Below are 20,737 nucleotides of genomic sequence, written 5' to 3'. Positions count from 1 at the left end.
TCCACTCGTCCTCTTGGAGTCGACATGAGTTCTTCGCCCCACATCCGGGGAGGCGACGCTGCCACCGCAGCGGTCGGGTTCCTCGTGGTCATGGAGTTCGCGAGCGGGTTGCTGCAGGGGTGGTTCTCCCCGCTGCTGCCCGCCATCGGCGAACGCTTCGACGCGTCGTCCGCCGCATTGAACTGGGTGAGCGCCATGTACCTGCTGGGAACGGCCGCCTGCGTGCCGCTGATCGCCAAACTGGGGGACCTCTTCGGGCACAAACGCCTTCTCGTTCTCGCCACCGCTTCCGTCGCGTTCGGTTCGTACCTCGTCGCGTTCGCGCCGTCCTACGAACTGCTGCTCGTCGGCCGGGCGCTGCAGGCACCGCTCGCGGCGTTCCTGCCGCTCGAATTCGCGATCGTGCGGGACCGAAACGCGGCCACGGCCGGCCGGAGCATCGGCCGGCTCGTCGGGTCACTGACGCTGGGCGCCGCCGTCGGCGGCCTGCTCTCGGGATTCCTCCTCGACTCCGTCGTCGACAATGTCGGGCTGGTCCTGCTCGTCCCCGCCGTGCTCATGACGATCTGCCTGCCCGTCGTGTACTTCCTCGTCCCGGAGACGACGGTACGTAAGGAAGGAACAGTCGACTGGGCCGGTGCGGTCCTGCTCACGGTCGGACTGCTCGGCGTGCTCGGCGGTGTGTCCAACGCGAGCACCTGGGGTTGGACGAGCGCGCTGACGTGGTCGGCCATCGGCGTCGGGGCCGCGGTTCTCGTCGTGTGGGTGTTCGTGGAACGACGCGTCCAGCACCCCCTCGTGGACCTCGACGTCATCGGACGAGGGATGCGGGTACCGATGCTGATGGCGTTGCTGTTCGGCGCCCAGTTGTTCGGTGTCCAGACCCCCTGCGCCCTCTTCCTCCGTGCCGTGCCGGAGACGACCGGCTACGGGATGGGTGTCACCGCGTCCGTGACCGGACTGATCCTGGCGCTGTTCGCGCTCGCGATGTTCGTCGGCGCGTCCGTCAGCGACCGGCTCGCCCGATCCGCCCTCACCGTCCCCGGATCCCTCGCGCTCGGTGCGCTGCTCTCGGCGGCGGCCTACGGACTGATGATCGTCGTCCCGGGGAGCGCCCCACTGTTCGCCCTGTGGCTCGTCGTCGCGGGCCTCGGCGGCGGAGTGGTGGTCGGGGTGCTGCCCACCGTCATCGTGCAGCAGGCGCCGCCGGATTCGGTCGGCATCGCGTCCGGACTCTACAACACGTCCCGCACCGCGGCGGGCGCCGTGTCCGGCGCCGTGTTCGCGCTCGTGATGTCGTCGATGGTCACCCCGGCACTCACCGCCGGCGGCAAGCAGATCCCCTCCGCGAGCGCCTATCACGTGGTCTGGGCAGTCTGCGCGGCACTGTGCGTCGTCACGGCCATCCTGGCGCGCAAACTCCGGTCTCCCGCGACGACCACCGAGAACGACAAGCCCACCCTCGCCGACGGCGAGCAAGTACACGCCTGACAACCCGTGACACCGAACGAAAGGACATCGAAGTGTCTGTCGATCCACAACTCCTCGGCACCATCGACGAGCTCGGCCCGCAGTACGCCGCGTTGAGCGATGCCATCTGGGACAACCCCGAATTGCGTTGGGAAGAGCACGCGTCCGTCGATGCGCAGATCGCTGCTGCCGAGGCGGAGGGCTTCACCGTCACCCGGTCGGTGGCGGGAATCCCGACCGCATTCAGCGCGGAAGCGGGCAGCGGTCAACCGGTGATCGCCATCGTCGGTGAGTACGACGCCCTCGCCGGGCTGAGCCAGAAGTCGGGAAGTGCTGTGCCGGAGCCGGAACCCGGCAACGAGTCCGGCAACGGACAAGGCTGCGGCCACCACCTGCTCGGCGGCGGCTCCCTCCTCGCCGCGACCGCGGTCAAACGCTACCTCGACGCGAACGGCCTGCCCGGAACCGTCCGCTACTACGGCTGTCCCGCGGAGGAAGCAGCCGCCGGAAAGACGTTCATGGTCAAGGAAGGTGCCTTCGACGACGTCGATGCCGCCGTGTCCTGGCATCCCGGCGACACCACCACCGTGCAACGGATCCGGACGCTCGCCTATGTCCAGGCGTACGTCCGGTTCACCGGCATCGCCGCGCACGCCGGAGTGTCTCCTGAACGTGGCCGCAGCGCACTCGACGCACTCGAACTGATGAACGTGGGCACGAACTTCCTCCGTGAGCACATGCCCTCGGACTGCCGGATCCACTACGCGATCCTCGACACCGGAGGCCGCTCGCCGAATGTCGTGCAGGCGTCCGCCGAGGCCTACTACCTGGTGCGCTCGCCCGACGTGGCCGGCATGCGCGAGCTGTTCGCCCGCGTGACGAAGATCGCCGAAGGCGCCGCCCTGATGACGGAGACGACGGTCGAGATCGAGGTCGACGGCGGCTGCTCGGACATCCTGCCCAACGTCGTCCTCGAGGATTCGATGCAGGAGCGGCTCCGCGAGCTCGGGCCGGTGCCCTTCGACGTCACCGATCTCGCGACCGCGGAGGCGTTCATTACCAAGACGGCGTCGGGACGCACGGCGAGCACGCTCGGCGGTGAATTCGATGGCGACGGAGGCGCTCTGCACACCGGGATCGTCACGTTCGACGCGCGCTCGCTGCGCCCGACGATGACCGGATCCAGCGACCTCGGCGACGTCAGCTGGGTGACGCCGCTCGTGCAGTGCGCCACCGCGTGCGTCGGTGTCGGCACGGCCGCCCACTCGTGGCAGATGGTCGCGCAGGGCAAGCTGCCCGCTGCGCACAAGGGGATGATCCACGCCGCGAAGATCATGGCCTCGACCGCCGTGGACCTCCTGACGGACGCCGAACTGCTGGCGTCGGCGCGCAAGGAATTCAGCACCCGCACGACGCAAACTCCCTACGACTCACCGCTTCCCGACGGGATCGTCGCGCCGCCTCTGCGCGACGCCGTCGCCGTCGCGCAGTGACCGTCGTTCATACCCACCAGGAAGGCACCCGCTCATGACTCTCGCCACCTCCGCAGGCGACACCACCGACGCGCGCACGGTTGCGCTGAAGGATGCTGCGGCGCAAATCATCCGGAACAACGAGCAGAAACTGCTCGAGCTCAGCCATCGTATTCACGACACCCCCGAGATCGCGTTCGAGGAGCACCGCGCGGCCGCGCTCGTCGGGGACACACTCCGGAACGCCGGCTTCGATACCGCCGTCGGCGTCTACGGACTCGACACGGCCGTCGAGGCGACCTACGGAAGCGGCGACCTCACCGTCGCGATCTGCGCCGAGTACGACGCACTGCCCGAGGTCGGACACGCATGCGGGCACAACATGATCGCGGCCGCCGGGGTCGGCACCGCACTCGCGCTCGCGGCCGTCGCCGACGAGGCCGGACTCCGGATCAAACTGCTGGGCACACCCGCCGAGGAGCACGGCGGCGGCAAGAGTCCCATGCTCGAAGCCGGCGCGTGGGAGGACGCGGCGCTGTCGCTGATGGTCCACGGCACGTCGGGCACGGACATGCCCTGCGCCTCACTGTGGATGCAGGCGGTCGACCGGTTCGAGGTCACGTTCACCGGCCGCGCCGCACACGCCGCCGGCGCACCCGAGCACGGGATCAACGCCGGAGCCGCCGCGACGATCGCGCTGAACGCCATCGGGCTGGTCCGCCAGCAGTTCCGGGCGAAGACCCGCGTCAACGCGTTCGTCTCGCACGGCGGCGACGTCACCAACATCATCCCGGCCCGGACGGTCGTGCAGGTCGAGGTGCGGGCACCGGAGATCGACGAGTGGCGCGAGGTGAAGGCACGCGTGCTCGCCTGCTTCGAAGCGGGTGCGATCGCGACCGGATGCGAGTGGACTTACGAGGCGACGGAACCGCCGTACGCGCCGATGGTGCAGAATCCGGTGCTCGCGGACATCTGGGACCGGAACCTGCAGGCCACCGGCCGCGAACTGACGTCCGCCGCACTGGGCGGCGGGTCCAGCGACATGGGCAACGTGTCCCAGGTCGTGCCGTCCATCCACCCCGGGATCGCCGTCCTCGGGAGCACCGCGATCCCGCACAACGCCGACTTCGCGGACGCCGCGGCGACTCCTGCCGCGGACACGGCGATCATCGACGGTGCGACGGCGCTGGCATGGACGGTCCTCGACGCCGCACTGGACGCCGGGGTCCGCGGTGAGCTGCTCCGGCTGCAGGCGGAACGCCCGGAGGGATTCACCCGGACCGCGAACTGGGCATGAGCGCGTACGTCTCCCTGACGGAACTGTTCTCCCTCGGGATCGGGCCCAGCAGCTCCCACACCGTCGGCCCGATGCGGGCGGCGGCGGACTTCGTCGACGAACTGCACGCGGCCGGTCGGCTCGACCGGGTCGAGAAGGTGGAGTGCATTCTCTACGGGGCGCTGGCGGCGACCGGCATCGGCCACGGAACCCCCGATGCGGTCGTCGCCGGGCTCGCCGGGGCCCGGCCGGAGACGTGCGATCCCGACGACGTCCGGGGCGCGTGGCGAAGGCTCGGCGACGGCGCCCCCGTGGCCCTCGGCGGGACGCGTCCGGTGATCGTGCGCGAACGGGACGTGGTGTTCGCGCCGCTCACTCGGATGCCGGTGCACACCAACGCATTGCGGCTGCGAGCCGTCGACGGCGCCGGATCCGCCGTCGCCGACCGGGTGTACTACTCGGTCGGCGGCGGGTTCGTCGTTCCGGAGAATGCGCGACCGCCCGCAGTCGACGACGGGCCCGCCGTGCCGTTCCCCTTCACGACCGCCGGTGAGCTGCTCGAGATCTGCGCCGAGACCGGGAACAGCATCGCCGAGGTCGCGGACGCGAACGAGGCAGTACTGATCGGGGCCGACCGCGTGCCGGAAGCGGTCGACCGCATCTGGTCGGCGATGGTGTCGTGCATCGAGTCCGGCGTCGCCACCGAGGGCAGGCTGCCCGGTGGACTGGACGTGGTGCGCCGGGCACCGGGTCTGTACCGGCGACTGGTGTCCACCGGCGCGTCCCACGATGCGATCGACTGGCTGCAGACGTACGCGATGGCCGTCAACGAGGAGAACGCCGCCGGTGGTCGCGTCGTCACGGCGCCGACGAACGGGGCAGCGGGGATCGTCCCGGCCGTCGGGAGGTACTACGAGCAGTTCCTCGCCGGCGGCACCGCGGACATGCGGACGTTCCTGCTCACCGCCACGGCGATCGGATCGCTGGTGAAGGCGAACGCGTCCATCTCGGGCGCGGAAGCAGGCTGCCAGGGTGAGGTCGGATCGGCGTGCGCGATGGCTGGCGGGGCGCTGTGCGCGGTGCTCGGCGGAACGCCGGCGCAGGTCGAGTACGCCGCCGAGATCGCGATGGAACACCACCTCGGTCTCACCTGCGACCCGGTCGGAGGTCTCGTGCAGATCCCCTGCATCGAGCGGAACGGGATCGCGGCGGTCACCGCACTGAGCGCGGCCCGGATGGCGCTCAACCGCGACGGCAGCCACGTCGTCTCCCTCGACACCGTCATCGAGACGATGCGGCAGACCGGCCTCGACATGTCCGACAAGTACAAGGAGACGTCGACGGGCGGTCTCGCGCTCAACGTTGTGATGTGTTGAAACGGGCATATCAGTTGAAACGGGCATATCGGGAGTGGTGGCTGAGCCTAGACTCCGAAGATGGAACGCAGTGCGAAGGCTGCACGCGAGCAGCGCACCGATCAGCGGTCGACGTTCGACAAGTTCGTCGAGCAGATCGAACTCCGGGTCAGCCAGGCGCCGTTCTTCGGGATCTGCGCCGGCGTCGTGGTCCTGTGGGTGGTCAGCATTCCGCTGTGGAAGGACCTCCACGAGTGGCAGATCGCCATCCACACCGTCGGCGCCGTGTTCACGCTGCTGCTGGTGGTGCTGCTCGAGAACGCGAGCAGGCGTTCGTCGGAGGCGCTGCAGGAGAAACTCAACGTCATCGCCGAGGCCCTTGCCGACCTGCTCGACTCCTCCGCCCAGGACGATCCCGAACTGAAGAAGGCGGAGGTGAAGCTGCGGGAGGCGGTCGGGCTCGAGGAGCGGCACTGATCCATGCGCCCCTGTGACACAGCGCACCGAACAGGTAAGTTATGTGTAACCGCGAAAACTACTAACCAGTAGGGGTACGAAATGCCTGTTCCGACCGCCGCCACGTTCGCGCGGCTCGCCGACCTCATCGCCATCCCGGACGCCGCAGATCGCCCGACGCGGTCCGTCGTCGAGGCGTTCACGGGCAAGGAACTGGCCACCGTCCCTGTCGGCACGGCCCAGGACGCCGAGGACGCGATCGCACGTGCGCGGGTGGCACAGAAGGACTGGGCCACGCGTCCCGTCACGGAACGCGCCGCGATCTTCCACCGCTACCGCGACCTGGTGCTCGCGAACCGCGACGCCCTGATGGACATGGCGCAGGCCGAGACGGGCAAGTCCCGCGCCGCCGCGCAGGAGGAGGTCCTCGACATCTCGATGACCGCCCGCCACTATGCGCGCGTCGCCCCCAAGCTGCTGCGTCCCCGCCGCATCTCCGGCATGCTGCCCGGCCTCACCAAGACGGTCGTGCGGTACCAGCCGAAGGGCGTCGTCGGCGTCATCTCGCCGTGGAACTACCCCATGACCCTCGCGGTGTCGGACGCCGTCGCCGCGCTCCTCGCCGGCAACGCCGTCGTCCTCAAGCCCGACAGCCAGACCCCGTACTGCGCCCTGGCCTGCGTCGACCTGCTGTACCAGGCCGGGCTGCCGCGCGACCTGTTCGCCGTCGTTCCCGGACCGGGCTCGGTGGTCGGCACCGCCCTCGTCGAGAACACCGAGTACCTGATGTTCACCGGGTCCTCGGCGACGGGTCAGCTCCTCGCCGAGCAGGCCGGTCGCCGCCTCATCGGCTTCTCCGCCGAACTCGGCGGCAAGAACCCGATGATCGTCACCGCGGGCGCCAACCTCCGTGAGGTCACCGACGCCGCCGTGCGTGCCTGCTACTCCAACTCCGGGCAGCTGTGCATCTCCATCGAGCGCATCTACGTCGAGGAGTCCATCGCACCCGAATTCACCCGGATGTTCGGCGAACGCGTCCGCAACATGAAGCTCGGCGCCGGCTACGACTTCGGCATCGAAATGGGCAGCCTCGTGTCCGAGGACCAGGTCAAGGCCGTGTCCAGCCACGTCGACGACGCCGTCGTCAAGGGCGCCACCGTGGTGGCGGGCGGCAAGGCGCGCCCCGACCTCGGACCCCTGTTCTACGAGCCGACGGTCCTGACCGGTGTTCCCGAGGACGCCGAGTGCTACCGCGACGAGACGTTCGGACCGCTGGTCTCGATCTACCCCGTCGCCGACGTCGACGAAGCGGTCGAACGCGCCAACGACACCGAGTACGGCCTGAACGCGAGCGTGTGGGCGGGAACCAAGGCGGAGGGCGAGGCCATCGCCGCACGGATCCACGCCGGAACCGTCAACGTCGACGAGGGTTACGCGCCGGCGTGGGGCAGCACCGGAGCGCCGATGGGCGGCATGGGGGTGTCCGGCGTCGGGCGCCGCCACGGCGAGGACGGGCTCCTCAAGTACACCGAGCCGCAGACCATCGCCACCACCCGCGTCCTCAACCTCGGTGGCCCGCGGGGACTGTCGCCGAAGGTGTGGGCCAAGATCATGCCGCCCTTCGTGAAGGCGCTGCAGTGGATTCCGGGCCGCTAGACGTGGACAGCGCGAAAATCCTGATCGACGTTCCGCCCACCCAAGTGTGGGGTGTGGTGACCGACGTCGAGGGCATCGGCCGGTTCAGTCCCGAGAACACCGGCGCGCGCTGGACATCGGGCACACCGGCGACGGTGGGATCGCGGTTCGTCGGCGCCAACCGGCACGGACCGGTGCGCTGGAAGACGCACTGCACCGTCGTGGATGTCGTTCCGGACCAGAGGTTCTCGTTCGAGGCGGACGAACCGAAGGCCCGCTGGACGTACCACCTCGAACCCTCCGGCTCCGGCACTCTCGTCACCGAGACCCGGGAGATCTACGCGACGCCCGTATGGTGGGTGCGACTGGTGCAGAAATCGAAGGTGCTGGGCAGCAACCGCGACCGGCTGATGCAGGACGGGATGCGGCAGACTCTCGAGCGTATGAAAGTCGCCCTCGAGAGCTGATCTTCCACCCTGGGGTGCGGATTCGTCACCCTAGGGTGCCTGTCGCAGTTCTCCGAAGAGCCCGAGACTGAACGGTGTCCACACCTCTCGGAGGCGCCTCCATGAATCCTCGGCCGACACCCGTCGAAGCTGGTCGGTCGTGCCCTGACGTCCGCCGCGAGGACGTCTCGTTCACCTCACGGGGGCAGCGCTGCGCCGCCTGGCTGTACCGTTGCCGAGCCGAAACACCCACGCCGGCAGCCTGTGTGGTGCTCGCGCACGGCTGGAGCGGAGTGCGCGAGCAGCGACTCGACGCCTTCGCGGCGCGGTTCGCGGCCGCGGGAATCGCGGCGCTGGTGTTCGACTACCGCCACTTCGGTGCCAGCGAGGGCGAACCCCGGCAACTGCTCGACATCGGCAGCCAGCTCGACGACTGGGACAGCGCCGTCGCATACGTGTGCACCCGCCCTGATATCGACCCCGCCCGGGTTGCGCTCTGGGGGACCTCCCTGTCCGGCGGACTCGTCCTGACCACGGCAGCGCGGGACCGTCGCGTGGCCGCGGTCGTGTCGCAGGTTCCGTACGTCGACGGACTGACCAACCTCCCGCGACTCGGGCCGGCCGGGCTCGGCCGCATGGCGGTCGCCTACCTGCGCGACCGGTACGCCCAACTGCGACACCGTCCGCCGCACATGTTCCCCGTCGTCGGACCGCCGGGCTCGTTCGCGGCCATGACGTCCCCCGACGCGGAGGCGGGGTATCACGCGATGGATCCGCCCGGTTCGACGTGGCGCAACGAAACCCCGGGCCGGGTGGCGTTGCAGGCGGCGCTGTACCGGCCGACGAGGACCGTCGCGAAGATCGCCTGCCCCGTCTTCTTCGCCATCGCAGACAACGACGTCGTCACGTTCACCCGCAGTGCGCAGAAAGCCGCGGCCAGGACCCCCGACGCCGAGGTGCACGTGTACCCGGGCGGGCACTTCGACCCGTACTTCGATGCACTGTTCGAGCAGGTGGTCGCGGACGAGACCGACTTCCTGGTCCGCCACCTCCTGCCCCCGGCCGGCTAACTTCTCACGGCGCCGAACTGTTCGCGCAGAACGCCTTTGACGACCTTGCCGCTGGCATTGCGGGGCAATTGGGGGAGGACCTCGACGAACCTGGGCCGCTTGTACCGGGCGACCCGGCCGTCGAGCCAGTCCGCGAGGGCGTCGACCCCCGGCGCGGCCCCGGCCCGCGGGACCACGACCGCGACGGGAACCTCGCCCCACCGCTCGTCGGCCCGCCCGATCACCGCGACGTCGAGAATGTCCGGGTGAGCGGCGAGGGCATTCTCGACCTCGGCGCAGTAGATGTTCTCCCCGCCCGAGATGATCATGTCCTTCTTGCGGTCCACCACATACACGAATCCCTCGGAATCCACGCGCACCAGATCGCCGGAGTGGAACCAGCCGCCGCCGAACGCGTCCGCGGTGGCCTCGGGGTTGCGCCAGTATCCCTCCATGAGTCCCGGTCCGCGGTAGACGATCTCACCGATCTCGCCCTGCGGCACGTCGTTCATCGTCTCGTCGACCACGCGCATCGCGACCGTGTCGATGGGCTTCCCGACCGAGCCGATCTTGCGCACGGCATCCTTGCCGTCGAGCATGCACGTCACCGGCGACATCTCGGTCTGCCCGAAGAAGGCCACGATCGCGGCGTCGGGGAATGCGGCGTTCAGCCGGTCGAGGAGTGTCGGGGTGGCAGGCGCGGCGCCCCATCCCAGCACCCGCAGGGCCAGATCCCGGCCCTCGGGGCCGGCGTCGTCGAGGATGGCCTGCCACTGGGTGGGCACCATGAACACACTGGTCACCCGCTCGCGCTCGAGCGCGTCGAGTAGTTCGGTCGCGTCGAACGCACCGGTCGGATGGATCACGACGGTCGCGCCGATCAACAGGAACGGCCCGACGCTGCCGAGGGCGGCGATGTGGAACAGCGGCGACGAGACCAGGTTGACCTCGGACTCGGTGTCGAACAGTCGCCATCCCCGGATGAGGGTCAGCGCCTGCGCCTGCAGATTCAGGTGCGACAGCACCGCGCCCTTCGGACGCCCGGTGGTGCCGGACGTGTACATGATGGCGGCAGGCGAGTTTTCCGGTACGTCCGCGATCGGAACGTCGGGATCGGCGGCGCGCAACTGCTTCTCGAGCGACACGTCGTCGGGGGCGTCGCCGACCACGAGCACCGGCACGGCGCCGTCGACCTCGGCGGCGAGATCGGCGAGTGAAGCCTCGACGACCACGACGGCGGCGTCGCTGTCGGCGACGATGAACTTCACCTCGCCGGGACTCAGCCGGAAATTGACGGGGACGGCGATCGCGCCCAGGCGAGTCGCGGCGAGCATCACCTCGAGGAACTCGGGGCGGTTGGTGAGCAGCAGCACGACGCGGTCGCCGCGAGCGACACCGCGGGCGGCGAGTACCGCCGCGGTCCGCGCGCTGCGGTCGTCGAGTTCACGCCAGGTGGTCGACACGCCCCGGAACCGGAGCGCCACCGCATCGGGTTTTCGCGAAAGCATGCCGGGCAACATGATTGGCCCAGTGCGTCCGCCGCGAGGCGAACGGCTGCGCGTGCGACGACGCTGTCACGGTGACGTCCGCTGTCATGATGACGTCCTCAGGCCCGGCCGAACACGGCGGGACGCTTTTCCAGGAACGCCGCGACGCCCTCCTGGAAATCGGCGGCGGCGAGAAGGTCGATCTGGCCCGAACGCTCGCGGGCGAACGCGTTGTCGAGTTCGATGAGCGTCGCGTCGTTGACGGCGTCCTTGGTGAAGTGGAAGGCCTCCGACGGTCCGTCGGCGAGACGTCGCGCGAGGGCGTCGACGGTCGCGGCGAACTCGTCGTCGGGGTATACGTCGGCGATCAACCCGGCCGCGAGAGCCTCACGCGCGGGCAGTCGTTCGGCCAGGAGTGCCATCTTCAGGGCGCGGGCGCGACCGATCGACGCGGCGACCAACGCGGTGGCGCCGCCGTCGGGCATCAGACCGACCTTCGTGAAGGCGAGCAGGAAATAGCTGGACTCGGTGGCGATCGTGAGGTCGCAGGCCAGGGCGAGCGAGACCCCGACACCCGCCGAGGGACCGTTGACCGCACCGATCACGGGCCGCGGGAACGCGCGGATCGCGGCCGCCGCGCGGTTCGCGGCGTCGATCGTCGCGGACGACGGTGGCCCGGAGATGTCGAGGCCACCCAGGTCGGCACCCGTGCAGAAGGCGCGGCCGGCGCCGGTGAGGATCGCGACCCGCGCCTCCGTGTCACCGGCGTGCTTGTCGAAGGCGTCGGCGATGGCGTCGAGGGACTCGGTGGTGACGGCGTTCATGCGGGACGGGCGGTCGAGGGTGACGCGGAGGACGCCGTTGTCGACGGTCGTGTGCACGCCGGGAATGTCGGAGGTCATGAGGATCCTTAGTCAGGAAGGGCGGACGGAGAGGGCGATCTTGCCGGTGGCGGAACGGGTCTCGAGTGTCCGCAGTGCGTCGCCGGCGTGTTCGAACGAGTAGACGGTGGGTTCGGTGATCCGGAGCGCGCCGGATTCGAGGAGAGGGCTCAGGGCCGCCCACTGCCGGCCCGTGTAACCGGGATGGGTGCGCACGTACTCGCCCCATCCCGCGCCGAGAACCGAGATGTTACGCAGCAGAAGCCGATTGACCTTGACGGTGGGGATCTCGCCGCTGGTGAAACCGAGGACCACGAGCCGCCCGTTGGGCGCGAGGCTGCGCAGACTGTCGGTGAAACGGTCGCCGCCCACCGGGTCGAGGATGATGTCGACGCCGCGGCCGTCGGTGAGGTCGCGGACCCGGTCCTTCCACCCGTCCACGAGGACGACGTGGTCGGCGCGGTTGGCCTTCGCGATGCCGGCCTTCTCCTCCGTGCTGACCACGGCGATCGTCTCGAGTCCCAGCGCGGCCGCGACCTGCAGCGCGGCCACCCCGACACCGCCGGCGGCGCCGTGCACCAGCACGGTCTCGCCTGCGCGGTAGCGGGCACGCTCGTCGAGGGCGAAGTGCACGGTGAGGTAGTTCAGCAGGAATCCGGCGCCCGCCTCGAGCGACACCGAGTCGGGGAGCGGGAACACCGAGTCGGGTTCCACCGCGACGGTCTGCTGCCACGCCCCGTCCGTCGCGAGCACGGCCACCCGTTGTCCTGCCCGGATGCCGCTGTCTGCGGGGGCGCTGCGGACGACGCCCGCGCCCTCGAGTCCCAGCACGAAGGGCATGTCGCGGACGATCTGATAGCTGCCGGTGGTCTGCAGCAGGTCGGGAAAGGCGACGCCGGCGGCGTGCAGATCGACGACGACACGTCCGGTTCCGTCGGGTTCGTCGATCTCGGCGAGCTGTACTCCGGCGGGGCCGGAAGCGCTGGTCAGTTGCTGGGCATACACGTGGTGGTCTCCTCCGTCGGTCCCTGACTATCCATACCAGACGCTACTGAACGGGCGCTAGATAAAGTCGGCCATTGACCGTGTGCTCGGCGGCGTGGTACTAACTTTAACGAGCGATCAGTAATCAGGCCGAGTCGGAGGATGAGACGTGCCAGAACAGACCGAGACGGTGGAGGCAGCCGCACTGTGGGAGCGGCGCGGAGGCATCGGCATCATCACGTTGAACCGCCCCAAGGCGCTCAATGCGGTGAACGGCGCGCTGTCGACCGCCGTGGGCAATCTGCTCGAGCAGGCCGAGAACGACCCCGACGTACGGGTGGTCGTGGTGACCGGGTCCGGCCGCGCGTTCTGCGCAGGCGCCGACCTCAAGGCCCTCTCCACGGGTGGGAACATCGCTGCGGACGGGCACCCCGAATGGGGCTTCGCCGGATACGCGCAACACTGGATCAGCAAGCCGACCATCGCCGCGGTCAACGGCTTCGCCCTCGGCGGCGGCACCGAACTGGTGCTGGCCAGCGACCTCGCGGTCGTCGATGAGGAAGCGAAACTCGGGCTTCCCGAGGTCAAGCGCGGACTGTTCGCCGCCGCGGGCGGCGTGATCCGCCTGCAGCAGCAGATCCCCAAGAAGGTCGCGCTGGAGATCGCGCTGACCGGCGAACCGATCACCGCGGCGCAGGGCAAGGAACTGGGCCTCGTCAACCGGGTCGCCCCGGCGGGCACCGCCCTCGACGTCGCGCTCGAACTTGCCGAGCAGATCGCCGCCAACGCACCCCTGTCGGTGCGTGAATCGAAGGCCATGATCCACCGCACCGCAACCGAGCCCGACTGGGGCGACGGGGCATGGGAGGCGAACACCGCCGCCATCGCCACCATCTTCACCAGCGCGGACGCCAAGGAAGGGCCGACGGCATTCGCCGAGAAGCGGCAACCGGTCTGGCAGGGCCGCTGACCCGTGAGTACTTGTTAACCGCGGGCGGTTAACAAGTACTCACGGGTGGCGCAGCCGCACACACTTTCTCCTCCTCGAAAGGGAACATCATGACCAACGCTGTCATCGTGGACGTAGTCCGCCTCGCCTCCGGCAAGGGCAAACCCGGCGGTGCGCTGTCGGGTACGCACCCGGTGGAACTGCTCGCGCACGTGCTGCGCACCATCGTCGAACGGAACGGCATCGACCCCGTACTGGTCGACGACGTCATCGGCGGCTGTGTCGGCCAGGCCGGCGAGCAGGCCCTCAACATCACCCGGACCGCGGTTCTGTCGGCCGGGTTCCCGGATTCGGTTCCGGCGACCACCGTCGACCGCCAGTGCGGCTCCAGCCAGCAGGCGGCGCACTTCGCGGCGCAGGGCGTGATCGCCGGCGCCTACGACATCGTGATCGCCGCGGGTGTCGAGTCGATGTCGCGTGTTCCGATGGGTACGACCACCATCGGGCAGGACGCGTCCGGTCCGGGCATCGCCGCCCGCTACCCGGAAGGCCTTGTCAACCAGGGTATTTCCGCGGAACTGATCGCCGCCAAGTGGAAGTTCGACCGCGACGCCCTCGACGCGTTCTCCGCGCAGTCGCATCAGCGGGCCGCCGACGCCGCGTCGAAGGGGTTGTTCGCCAAGGAGATCATCCCGATCGACGTGACCAACGCCGCCGGTGAGACGGTCACGCACACTGTCGACGAGACGGTGCGCGCCACGACCACCGCCGAGGGACTGTCCGGGCTGAAGTCGTCGTTCTACTCGGAGAAGTACGCGGCCCGGTTCCCCGAGGCGCAGTGGCACATCACCCCGGGCAACTCGTCGCCGCTGACCGACGGTGCATCCGCGGCACTGATCATGAGCGAGGAGATGGCGTCGAAGCTGGGGCTGACCCCGCGGGCACGGTTTCACTCGTTCGCCGTCGCCGGTGACGACCCGGTCTTCATGCTCACCGCGCCGATCCCGGCGACGAAGAAGATCCTCGCCAAGTCGGGGCTGAGCATCGACGACATCGACGCCTACGAGGTCAACGAGGCGTTCGCGCCGGTGCCGCTGGCGTGGGCGCACGAGTTCGGGGCCGACCCGGCCAAGCTCAACCCGTGGGGCGGCGCCATCGCGCTCGGGCACGCGCTCGGATCGTCGGGCACCCGCCTGCTGAGCACCCTGGTCAACAACCTCGAGGCCACCGGCGGACGCTACGGCCTGCAGACCATGTGCGAGGGCGCGGGCATGGCCAACGCCACCATCATCGAACGCATCTGACCCACACCCCCGAAAACCCTGCTTCCGAAAGGTAAGACATGATCGTCAACGACAGCGTCGCACTCGTCACCGGCGGTGCCTCCGGCCTCGGCCTCGCCACCACCAAGGCCCTGCTCGCCGACGGCGCCAGCGTCGTCATCATCGACCTGCCCTCCTCCGACGGTGAGACCGTCGCCAAGGAACTCGGCGACCGCGTGCGTTTCGCCGCAGGCGACGTCACCAGCGAGGCCGACGTGTCCGCTGCACTCGACGTCGCGGAGTCGCTCGGACCGCTGCGTGTCGCCGTGAACTGCGCCGGCATCGGCAACGCCATCAAGACCGTGAGCAAGAACGGCGCGTTCCCGCTCGCCGACTTCACCAAGATCGTCACCGTCAACCTGATCGGCACGTTCAACGTGATCCGCCTTGCCGCCGAGCGCATCTCGAAGAACGAGCCGATCGAGGGCGAGCGCGGCGTCATCATCAACACCGCCTCCGTCGCCGCATACGAGGGCCAGATCGGTCAGGCCGCGTACTCCGCGTCCAAGGGCGGCGTCGTCGGCATGACGCTGCCGATCGCCCGCGACCTCGCCTCGCTGCTGATCCGCGTCAACACGATCGCTCCCGGCCTGTTCAAGACGCCGCTGCTCGGATCCCTGCCGGAGGCTGCGCAGCAGTCGCTCGGTGGGCAGGTGCCGCACCCCTCGCGTCTCGGCGACCCGTCGGAGTACGGCGCCCTCGCCGCGCACATCGTGTCGAACCCGATGCTCAACGGTGAGACCATCCGTCTCGACGGCGCCATCCGCATGGCACCGCGCTGATCGGCGACCTGTGACTCTGCGCGAGGACGGGCCTGCCACCACCGAGACGGTGTATGCCGACTGGCGGACCTTCGAGGCCCTGACGATGACGCCCATCCTCGAGCAGGCACTGGATCTGTTCAACGAGAACGGTTACCACGGCACGACGGTGCGGCAGATCGCCCGTCGTGTCGGGGTGACCGTCCCCGCCCTGTACTACCACCACGAGAGCAAGGAAGCCGTTCTCGTGGCCCTGTTCGAACTGCAGATGCGCGAACTGAACGAACGCGCCGAGGCAGCCGCCCGCGAGGCCGGCGACGACGTGGTGGCGCAATTCGCCAACGTCGTCGAGGCCATCGTCCTGTACATGACGTACCGGGTGCGGCACGTCTCCCTCGACACCGAGTTGCGGCACGTCTCGGCCGACAGCCGCAGTCGCTACGCCGCGACCCGCAAGCGGCTCGAACTGATGATGGTCGACCTCGTCGCCGACGGCGTCGCCCGCGACGTGTTCCACAGCGGCGACGTCCCCGAGACCGTGCGCGCTCTCCTCGGGATGTTCCAGTCGATTCCGCGGTGGTATCAGCTCGGCGGAGCACTGACTCCCGAGCAGGTCGCCGGCCGCTACGTCGACATCGCTCTCCACACCGTCGGGTATCTACCCGCTCACTGACCGTTTCCCCAGAGGAGCCGTGCCATGCTCTCCACCGCATTCACCAAGACCTTCGGCGTCCGCCACCCGATCGTGCAGGGCGGCATGCAGTGGGTCGGTCGCGCCGACCTCGTCGCCGCCGTCGCCAACGCCGGCGCGCTGGGTCTGCTGACCGCACTGACCCAGCCGACCCCGGAGGACCTCGCCAAGGAGATCGCCCGCACCCGCGAACTCACCGACCAGCCCTTCGGCGTGAACCTGACGATCCTGCCGGCGATCACGCCGCCGCCGTACGAGGAGTACCGGCAGGTCATCATCGAGTCCGGCATCAAGATCGTCGAGACGGCCGGCTCCAACCCCGCGCCGCACCTGCCCGACTTCCACGCCGCGGGCGTGAAGGTGCTGCACAAGTGCACCAGCGTGCGGCACGCGATCAAGGCCCAGGACAGCGGTGTCGACGGCATCAGCATCGACGGCTTCGAATGCGCCGGCCACCCCGGCGAGGACGACATCCCCGGGCTCGTGCTCATCGCGGCCGCCGCCGAACAGATCACCATCCCGATGGTCGCGTCGGGCGGATTCGCCGACGGGCGTGGGCTGGTCGCGGCCCTTGCGCTCGGCGCCGACGGGATCAACATGGGCACCCGCTTCATGTGCACCGCCGAATCGCCGATCCACCAGAACATCAAGGAAGCGATCGTCGCCGCCAAGGAGACCGACACCGAGTTGATCTTCCGTCCGCTGCGGAACACCGCCCGCGTCGCGAGCAACACCGTGAGCCGGGAGGTCGTCGAGATCCTCGACCGCGGAGGAAAATTCGAGGACGTCCGGGAACTCGTCGCCGGTGCCCGCGGGCGCACCGTGTTCGAGAACGGCGACCCCGAGGCGGGCATCTGGACCGCAGGCACCGTCCAGGGCATCATTCACGACATCCCGACCGCTGGTGAACTCGTCGAACGCATCGTCGACGAGGCGGAAGCCCTGATCGCGGAGCGCCTCGCCGGCCTGTCGGTTCCCGTCAGCGCCTGATCGTAGGAGAGAAGTCATGCAGCGCACCATCTTCGAGCAGGATCACGAGGCGTACCGGGAGACGGTGCGCGAGTTCCTCGCCCGCGAGATCGAACCGAACTACGAACAGTGGGAAGCCGACCGGCTGATCGACCGCTCGGCGTGGCTGGCCGCCGGAAAGTCGGGGATCGTCGGACTCGCCGTGCCGGAGGAGTTCGGCGGCTCCGGTGTCACCGACTTCCGATTCCGGTACGTCGTCGCCGAGGAGATCGCCCGCACCGCGACGACGTCGTTCGGTTCGGGGCTGGCGCTCCAGGACGACATCGCCATCCCGTACATCGTGAATCTCGGCACGCACGAGCAGAAGCAGCGGTGGCTGCCCGGCATGGCCGCGGGCGAACTGATCGGTGCGATCGCGATGACCGAGCCGGGCACCGGAAGTGACCTGCAGGGCATCAAGACCACCGCGGTGCGAGACGGCGACGACTGGGTGATCAACGGTCAGAAGACGTTCATCACCAACGGTATTCACTCCGACCTCGTCATCGTCGTGGCCCGCACCGACCTGAACGCCGGCTCCAAGGGTTTCTCGCTCCTGGTCGTGGAGCGGGGCATGCCCGGCTTCAGCCGGGGCCGCAAACTGCACAAGGTCGGACTGGCCGGTCAGGACACCGCCGAACTCGTGTTCGAGGACGTGCGGGTGCCCGCAGCGAACCTGCTCGGCACCGAAGGCCGTGGCTTCGTCCACCTCATGGAAAACCTGCCCCTCGAACGTATTTCGATCGCAGTCAACGCAATCGCGGCCGCCAAGGCCGCCTACCGGTGGACCCGGGACTACGTGTTCGAGCGCAAGGCGTTCGGCAAACCGATCGGGGATCTGCAGAACACCCGGTTCGCGCTGGCCGAGATGCTCACCGAGATCGAGGTGACCGAATCGCACATCGACCGGTGCGTCCTCGCCTTGAACGCAGACGAACTCACCGCCGTCGACGCGTCGAAGGGCAAGTGGTGGGCCAGTGAACTGCAGAAGCGCGTCGTCGACCGCTGCGTCCAGTTGCACGGCGGCTACGGCTACATGATGGAGTACCCCATCGGCCGCGCGTACGTCGACAGCCGGATCCAGACGATCTACGGCGGAACCACCGAAATCATGAAGGAAATCATCGGCCGCGACATCGCGGCCGGGTAGGCGGCTCCGCCGCCCGTGCGCCTTTCTGGTTGTTCCCGCTACCAGAAAGGCGCACGGGCGCGTAGCGCCTATCCCAGGCGGGCCTTCGCGTCGGCGTACTCACGGCTGAGGCGTTCGACGATCTGCGCCGCCGGGACTACGGCGTCGACGGCGCCGATGCCCTGCCCGGCGCCCCAGATGTCGCGCCAGGGCTTGGCTTCCGACTTCGCGGCGGTGTCCGCGTCCTCACCGACGCCGAAGTTCATGGCGGACGGGTCGGAGACGGCGAGGTTGTTCGGGTCGAGTCCGGCGGCCTCGATGCTGCCGCGCAGGTAGTTGCCGTGCACGCCGGTGAACAGGTTGGAGTAGACGATGTCGGAGGCGGTGGAGTCGACGATCATCTGCTTGTAGCCCTGATCGGCGTTGGCCTCTTCGGTGGCGATGAACGCGGAGCCGACGTAGGCGAGGTCGGCGCCGGCAGCCTGCGCGGCGAGGACCGAGCGGCCGTGGGCGATGGAGCCCGACAGCAGGAGCGGTCCGTCGAACCATTCGCGGATCTCCTGGATCAGCGCGAACGGTGACAGCGTTCCCGCGTGTCCGCCCGCGCCGGCGGCGACGGCGATGAGGCCGTCGGCGCCCTTCTCCACGGCCTTCTTCGCGAACTTGTTGTTGATGACGTCGTGGAGGACGATGCCGCCGTAACTGTGGATGGCGTCGTTGACGTCGGCGCGGGCGCCGAGGGAGGTGATGACGATCGGGACCTCGAATTCGACGATGGTGGCGAGGTCTTCGTCGAGGCGGTCGTTGCTCTTGTGGACGATGAGGTTGACCGCGTACGGGGCGGACGGTGTCTCGGGGTTGTTGGCGTCGTGCTTGGCGAGTTCCTCGGTGATGCGGGTGAGCCATTCGCGCAGCACGGGTTGCGGGCGGGCGTTGAGGGAGGGGAAGGATCCGACGACGCCGGAGGTGGATTGGGCGATCACCAGGTCGGGACCCGAGACGATGAACATCGGCGACGCCACCACGGGCAGGCGGAGCCGGTCTTGCAGGATGGGGGGCAGGCTCATGAATTTCTCCTTCATGCAGTGATGAGTGATGCGGTGGTGCAGGGTTTTACGACTGGGACAGCTGGGCGGCCATCCGTGGGATGAGCGCCTGCAGGCCCTTCACGGGCCGGACCATCACCTTGAACGACGTGATCTGGTCACGGTCGTTCCAGTGGATCAGGTCGATGCCGTTGACGTGGATGCCGTCGAGTTCGGTGGCGAATTCCAGGACCGCGGAACGATCGCCGTACCACTCCTCGACGTACCGGAAGCCGGTGCCGTCGAAGACGGTCAGGGCGGCGCCGAGGTAGGCCAGGACCTTCGGCTTCCCTTCCTGTGGACCGCGGGGGAGGAGAACACGGCGTCGTCCGCGACCAGGGCGTCGAGGGCGGCGAGGTCGCGGTGTTCGACGACGTGGTGCCAGCGGTCGACGACGCCGGGCCGGGCCGGCTGTGCGGCGGTCATCCGCGGAACGCCGGGGTCGGAAGGTCTTCGCCGAACACGTCCGGCAGGTCGTCGCGGACGCTGTCGGGGAACACGGCGGGCCGCTTCTCGAGGAACGCGGAGATGCCCTCATGCGCGTCCGGCCCGATGCCGCGGATGTTGATGCCGCGGGTTTCGACGCGGTGCGCGATCATCGGATGCTCGGCGCCGAGCGCCCGCCACATCATCTGGCGGGACAGCGCCACGGACACCGGGGCGGAGTGCTCGGTGAGGCTCCGGGCCAGCGCGTAGGCCTCGTCGAGCAGGGACTCGCGCGGGTACAGCTTGTACACGAGGCCGGCGTCGTGGGCTTCCGTCGCGGGGAACACCCGGCCGGAGTACACCCAGTCGAGGGCCGTCTGCAGCGGGACGAGGCGCGGGAGGAACCACGTCGAGCAGGATTCGGGCACGATGCCGCGGCGGTTGAAGACGAATCCGATGCGGGCGTCGTCGGCGGCGAGACGGAAGTCGGCGGCGAGGGTCATCGTGATGCCCACGCCGACGGCGGGTCCGTTGATCGCGGCGATGATCGGCTTGCGGGATTCGAACATCCGGAGCACCACCCGGCCGCCGCCGTCGCGGCGGGCGTCGGCGCCCTCGTCCTCGTCCTGCCAGTGGTCGAACGTGGCGGCACCGGCCGACAGGTCGGCGCCCGCGCAGAACGCTCGTCCGGCTCCGGTGAGCACGATCGCCCGGACCGTGTCGTCCGCGTCGAGCTGGTCGTATGCGGCGATCAGCTCGTTCTCCATCGTGGTGGTGAATGCGTTGAGCTGGTCGGGCCGGTTCAGGGTGATCGTCGCGATGCCGTCGGCGACGTCGAGTCCGATGTGATCCATC

18 protein-coding genes and 2 pseudogenes are annotated in these 20,737 nt (G+C 69.0%); 14 read left to right on the top strand and 6 right to left on the bottom strand.

Features of this window, described 5'->3' with window-relative positions:
• The first annotated feature begins 24 nt into the window (after window positions 1-24).
• From BLV94_RS25855 to BLV94_RS25820, 8 genes are all read left to right on the top strand, one after another.
• On the top strand, window positions 25-1,491 hold the full coding sequence (locus BLV94_RS25855) for an MFS transporter (RefSeq protein WP_072949252.1): 1,467 nt from the start codon (window positions 25-27) through the stop codon (window positions 1,489-1,491).
• Between the two features lie 32 nt (window positions 1,492-1,523).
• Complete coding sequence (locus BLV94_RS25850) at window positions 1,524-2,963, top strand: amidohydrolase (protein ID WP_072949251.1); 1,440 nt, start codon at window positions 1,524-1,526, stop codon at window positions 2,961-2,963.
• A gap of 34 nt (window positions 2,964-2,997) precedes the next feature.
• A complete protein-coding gene (locus BLV94_RS25845; RefSeq protein WP_072949249.1) occupies window positions 2,998-4,239 on the top strand; it encodes an amidohydrolase in 1,242 nt (413 codons plus the stop codon).
• The gene (locus tag BLV94_RS25840) at window positions 4,236-5,594 is read left to right on the top strand and encodes an L-serine ammonia-lyase (protein ID WP_072949247.1); all 1,359 of its coding nucleotides are present in this window, start codon (window positions 4,236-4,238) and stop codon (window positions 5,592-5,594) included. The genes BLV94_RS25845 and BLV94_RS25840 overlap by 4 nt, the downstream gene beginning before the upstream one ends.
• Before the next feature lie 60 nt (window positions 5,595-5,654).
• On the top strand, window positions 5,655-6,050 hold the full coding sequence (locus BLV94_RS25835) for a low affinity iron permease family protein (protein WP_072949245.1): 396 nt from the start codon (window positions 5,655-5,657) through the stop codon (window positions 6,048-6,050).
• A gap of 81 nt (window positions 6,051-6,131) precedes the next feature.
• The gene (locus BLV94_RS25830) at window positions 6,132-7,685 is read left to right on the top strand and encodes a succinic semialdehyde dehydrogenase (RefSeq protein WP_072949243.1); all 1,554 of its coding nucleotides are present in this window, start codon (window positions 6,132-6,134) and stop codon (window positions 7,683-7,685) included.
• A 2-nt stretch (window positions 7,686-7,687) separates the two neighbouring features.
• The gene (locus BLV94_RS25825; RefSeq protein ID WP_072949241.1) at window positions 7,688-8,131 is read left to right on the top strand and encodes an SRPBCC family protein; all 444 of its coding nucleotides are present in this window, start codon (window positions 7,688-7,690) and stop codon (window positions 8,129-8,131) included.
• 101 nt (window positions 8,132-8,232) lie between these two features.
• Entirely contained in the window at window positions 8,233-9,180 is a 948-nt protein-coding gene (locus BLV94_RS25820; protein WP_072949239.1) for an alpha/beta hydrolase, read from the top strand.
• On the opposite strand, the pseudogene BLV94_RS25815 reads toward BLV94_RS25820, so the two are convergent.
• The 3 genes and pseudogenes from BLV94_RS25815 to BLV94_RS25805 all read right to left on the bottom strand — a co-directional run bounded on the left by BLV94_RS25815 (window position 9,177) and on the right by BLV94_RS25805 (window position 12,532).
• A pseudogene (locus BLV94_RS25815) lies at window positions 9,177-10,755 on the bottom strand (long-chain-fatty-acid--CoA ligase). The gene BLV94_RS25820 and the pseudogene BLV94_RS25815 sit on opposite strands and share 4 nt — an antisense overlap.
• Window positions 10,756-10,765: 10 nt before the next feature.
• On the bottom strand, window positions 10,766-11,548 hold the full coding sequence (locus BLV94_RS25810; protein ID WP_072949235.1) for an enoyl-CoA hydratase: 783 nt from the start codon (window positions 11,546-11,548) through the stop codon (window positions 10,766-10,768).
• Window positions 11,549-11,560: 12 nt separating this feature from the next.
• Window positions 11,561-12,532 (bottom strand): NADPH:quinone oxidoreductase family protein, encoded by a 972-nt coding sequence (locus tag BLV94_RS25805; RefSeq protein WP_072949234.1) that lies wholly within the window; start codon window positions 12,530-12,532, stop codon window positions 11,561-11,563.
• 148 nt (window positions 12,533-12,680) lie between these two features.
• On the opposite strand from BLV94_RS25805, the gene BLV94_RS25800 reads away from it, so the two are divergent.
• The 6 genes from BLV94_RS25800 to BLV94_RS25775 all read left to right on the top strand — a co-directional run bounded on the left by BLV94_RS25800 (window position 12,681) and on the right by BLV94_RS25775 (window position 18,392).
• On the top strand, window positions 12,681-13,481 hold the full coding sequence (locus BLV94_RS25800; RefSeq protein WP_072949232.1) for a crotonase/enoyl-CoA hydratase family protein: 801 nt from the start codon (window positions 12,681-12,683) through the stop codon (window positions 13,479-13,481).
• Window positions 13,482-13,570: 89 nt separating this feature from the next.
• A complete protein-coding gene (locus BLV94_RS25795; RefSeq protein ID WP_072949230.1) occupies window positions 13,571-14,764 on the top strand; it encodes a thiolase family protein in 1,194 nt (397 codons plus the stop codon).
• 38 nt (window positions 14,765-14,802) lie between these two features.
• On the top strand, window positions 14,803-15,564 hold the full coding sequence (locus BLV94_RS25790) for a 3-hydroxyacyl-CoA dehydrogenase (RefSeq protein ID WP_072949228.1): 762 nt from the start codon (window positions 14,803-14,805) through the stop codon (window positions 15,562-15,564).
• A 10-nt stretch (window positions 15,565-15,574) separates the two neighbouring features.
• On the top strand, window positions 15,575-16,216 hold the full coding sequence (locus BLV94_RS25785) for a TetR/AcrR family transcriptional regulator (protein WP_072949227.1): 642 nt from the start codon (window positions 15,575-15,577) through the stop codon (window positions 16,214-16,216).
• A gap of 24 nt (window positions 16,217-16,240) precedes the next feature.
• Entirely contained in the window at window positions 16,241-17,224 is a 984-nt protein-coding gene (locus tag BLV94_RS25780) for an NAD(P)H-dependent flavin oxidoreductase (RefSeq protein ID WP_072949225.1), read from the top strand.
• Window positions 17,225-17,240: 16 nt separating this feature from the next.
• Window positions 17,241-18,392, top strand: coding sequence for an acyl-CoA dehydrogenase family protein (locus BLV94_RS25775; protein ID WP_072949223.1), 1,152 nt, complete (start codon window positions 17,241-17,243; stop codon window positions 18,390-18,392).
• A gap of 68 nt (window positions 18,393-18,460) precedes the next feature.
• Here the strand turns inward: BLV94_RS25775 and BLV94_RS25770 are convergent, their stop codons facing one another.
• The 3 genes and pseudogenes from BLV94_RS25770 to BLV94_RS25760 form a co-directional block, all read right to left on the bottom strand.
• Window positions 18,461-19,438 (bottom strand): NAD(P)H-dependent flavin oxidoreductase, encoded by a 978-nt coding sequence (locus tag BLV94_RS25770; protein WP_072949258.1) that lies wholly within the window; start codon window positions 19,436-19,438, stop codon window positions 18,461-18,463.
• A 46-nt stretch (window positions 19,439-19,484) separates the two neighbouring features.
• Window positions 19,485-19,882 (bottom strand): annotated as a pseudogene (locus tag BLV94_RS25765) (nuclear transport factor 2 family protein).
• Window positions 19,879-20,736, bottom strand: a complete 858-nt coding sequence (locus tag BLV94_RS25760) for a crotonase/enoyl-CoA hydratase family protein (RefSeq protein WP_072949222.1) — start codon at window positions 20,734-20,736, stop codon at window positions 19,879-19,881. The pseudogene BLV94_RS25765 and the gene BLV94_RS25760 overlap by 4 nt, the downstream one beginning before the upstream one ends.
• Between the last annotated feature and the right edge of the window lies 1 nt (window position 20,737).

This window comes from Rhodococcus koreensis (assembly GCF_900105905.1).
Taxonomy (GTDB): Bacteria; Actinomycetota; Actinomycetes; order Mycobacteriales; family Mycobacteriaceae; genus Rhodococcus_F; species Rhodococcus_F koreensis.
The sequence above is the reverse complement of the archived record's forward strand: the minus strand, read 5'-3'. Positions and strand labels throughout refer to the sequence as shown.

What these genes read in the sequence shown, in the direction of transcription:
- BLV94_RS25840 (WP_072949247.1), top strand. Translation starts at nt 4,236, where the DNA reads ATGAGCGCGTACGTCTCCCTGACGGAACTGTTCTCCCTCGGGATCGGG.
- BLV94_RS25845 (WP_072949249.1), top strand. Translation starts at nt 2,998, where the DNA reads ATGACTCTCGCCACCTCCGCAGGCGACACCACCGACGCGCGCACGGTT.
- BLV94_RS25770 (WP_072949258.1), bottom strand. Translation starts at nt 19,438, where the DNA reads ATGAGCCTGCCCCCCATCCTGCAAGACCGGCTCCGCCTGCCCGTGGTG.
- BLV94_RS25795 (WP_072949230.1), top strand. Translation starts at nt 13,571, where the DNA reads ATGACCAACGCTGTCATCGTGGACGTAGTCCGCCTCGCCTCCGGCAAG.
- BLV94_RS25780 (WP_072949225.1), top strand. Translation starts at nt 16,241, where the DNA reads ATGCTCTCCACCGCATTCACCAAGACCTTCGGCGTCCGCCACCCGATC.
- BLV94_RS25790 (WP_072949228.1), top strand. Translation starts at nt 14,803, where the DNA reads ATGATCGTCAACGACAGCGTCGCACTCGTCACCGGCGGTGCCTCCGGC.
- BLV94_RS25830 (WP_072949243.1), top strand. Translation starts at nt 6,132, where the DNA reads ATGCCTGTTCCGACCGCCGCCACGTTCGCGCGGCTCGCCGACCTCATC.
- BLV94_RS25835 (WP_072949245.1), top strand. Translation starts at nt 5,655, where the DNA reads ATGGAACGCAGTGCGAAGGCTGCACGCGAGCAGCGCACCGATCAGCGG.
- BLV94_RS25810 (WP_072949235.1), bottom strand. Translation starts at nt 11,548, where the DNA reads ATGACCTCCGACATTCCCGGCGTGCACACGACCGTCGACAACGGCGTC.
- BLV94_RS25760 (WP_072949222.1), bottom strand. Translation starts at nt 20,736, where the DNA reads ATGGATCACATCGGACTCGACGTCGCCGACGGCATCGCGACGATCACC.
- BLV94_RS25820 (WP_072949239.1), top strand. Translation starts at nt 8,233, where the DNA reads ATGAATCCTCGGCCGACACCCGTCGAAGCTGGTCGGTCGTGCCCTGAC.
- BLV94_RS25775 (WP_072949223.1), top strand. Translation starts at nt 17,241, where the DNA reads ATGCAGCGCACCATCTTCGAGCAGGATCACGAGGCGTACCGGGAGACG.
- BLV94_RS25855 (WP_072949252.1), top strand. Translation starts at nt 25, where the DNA reads ATGAGTTCTTCGCCCCACATCCGGGGAGGCGACGCTGCCACCGCAGCG.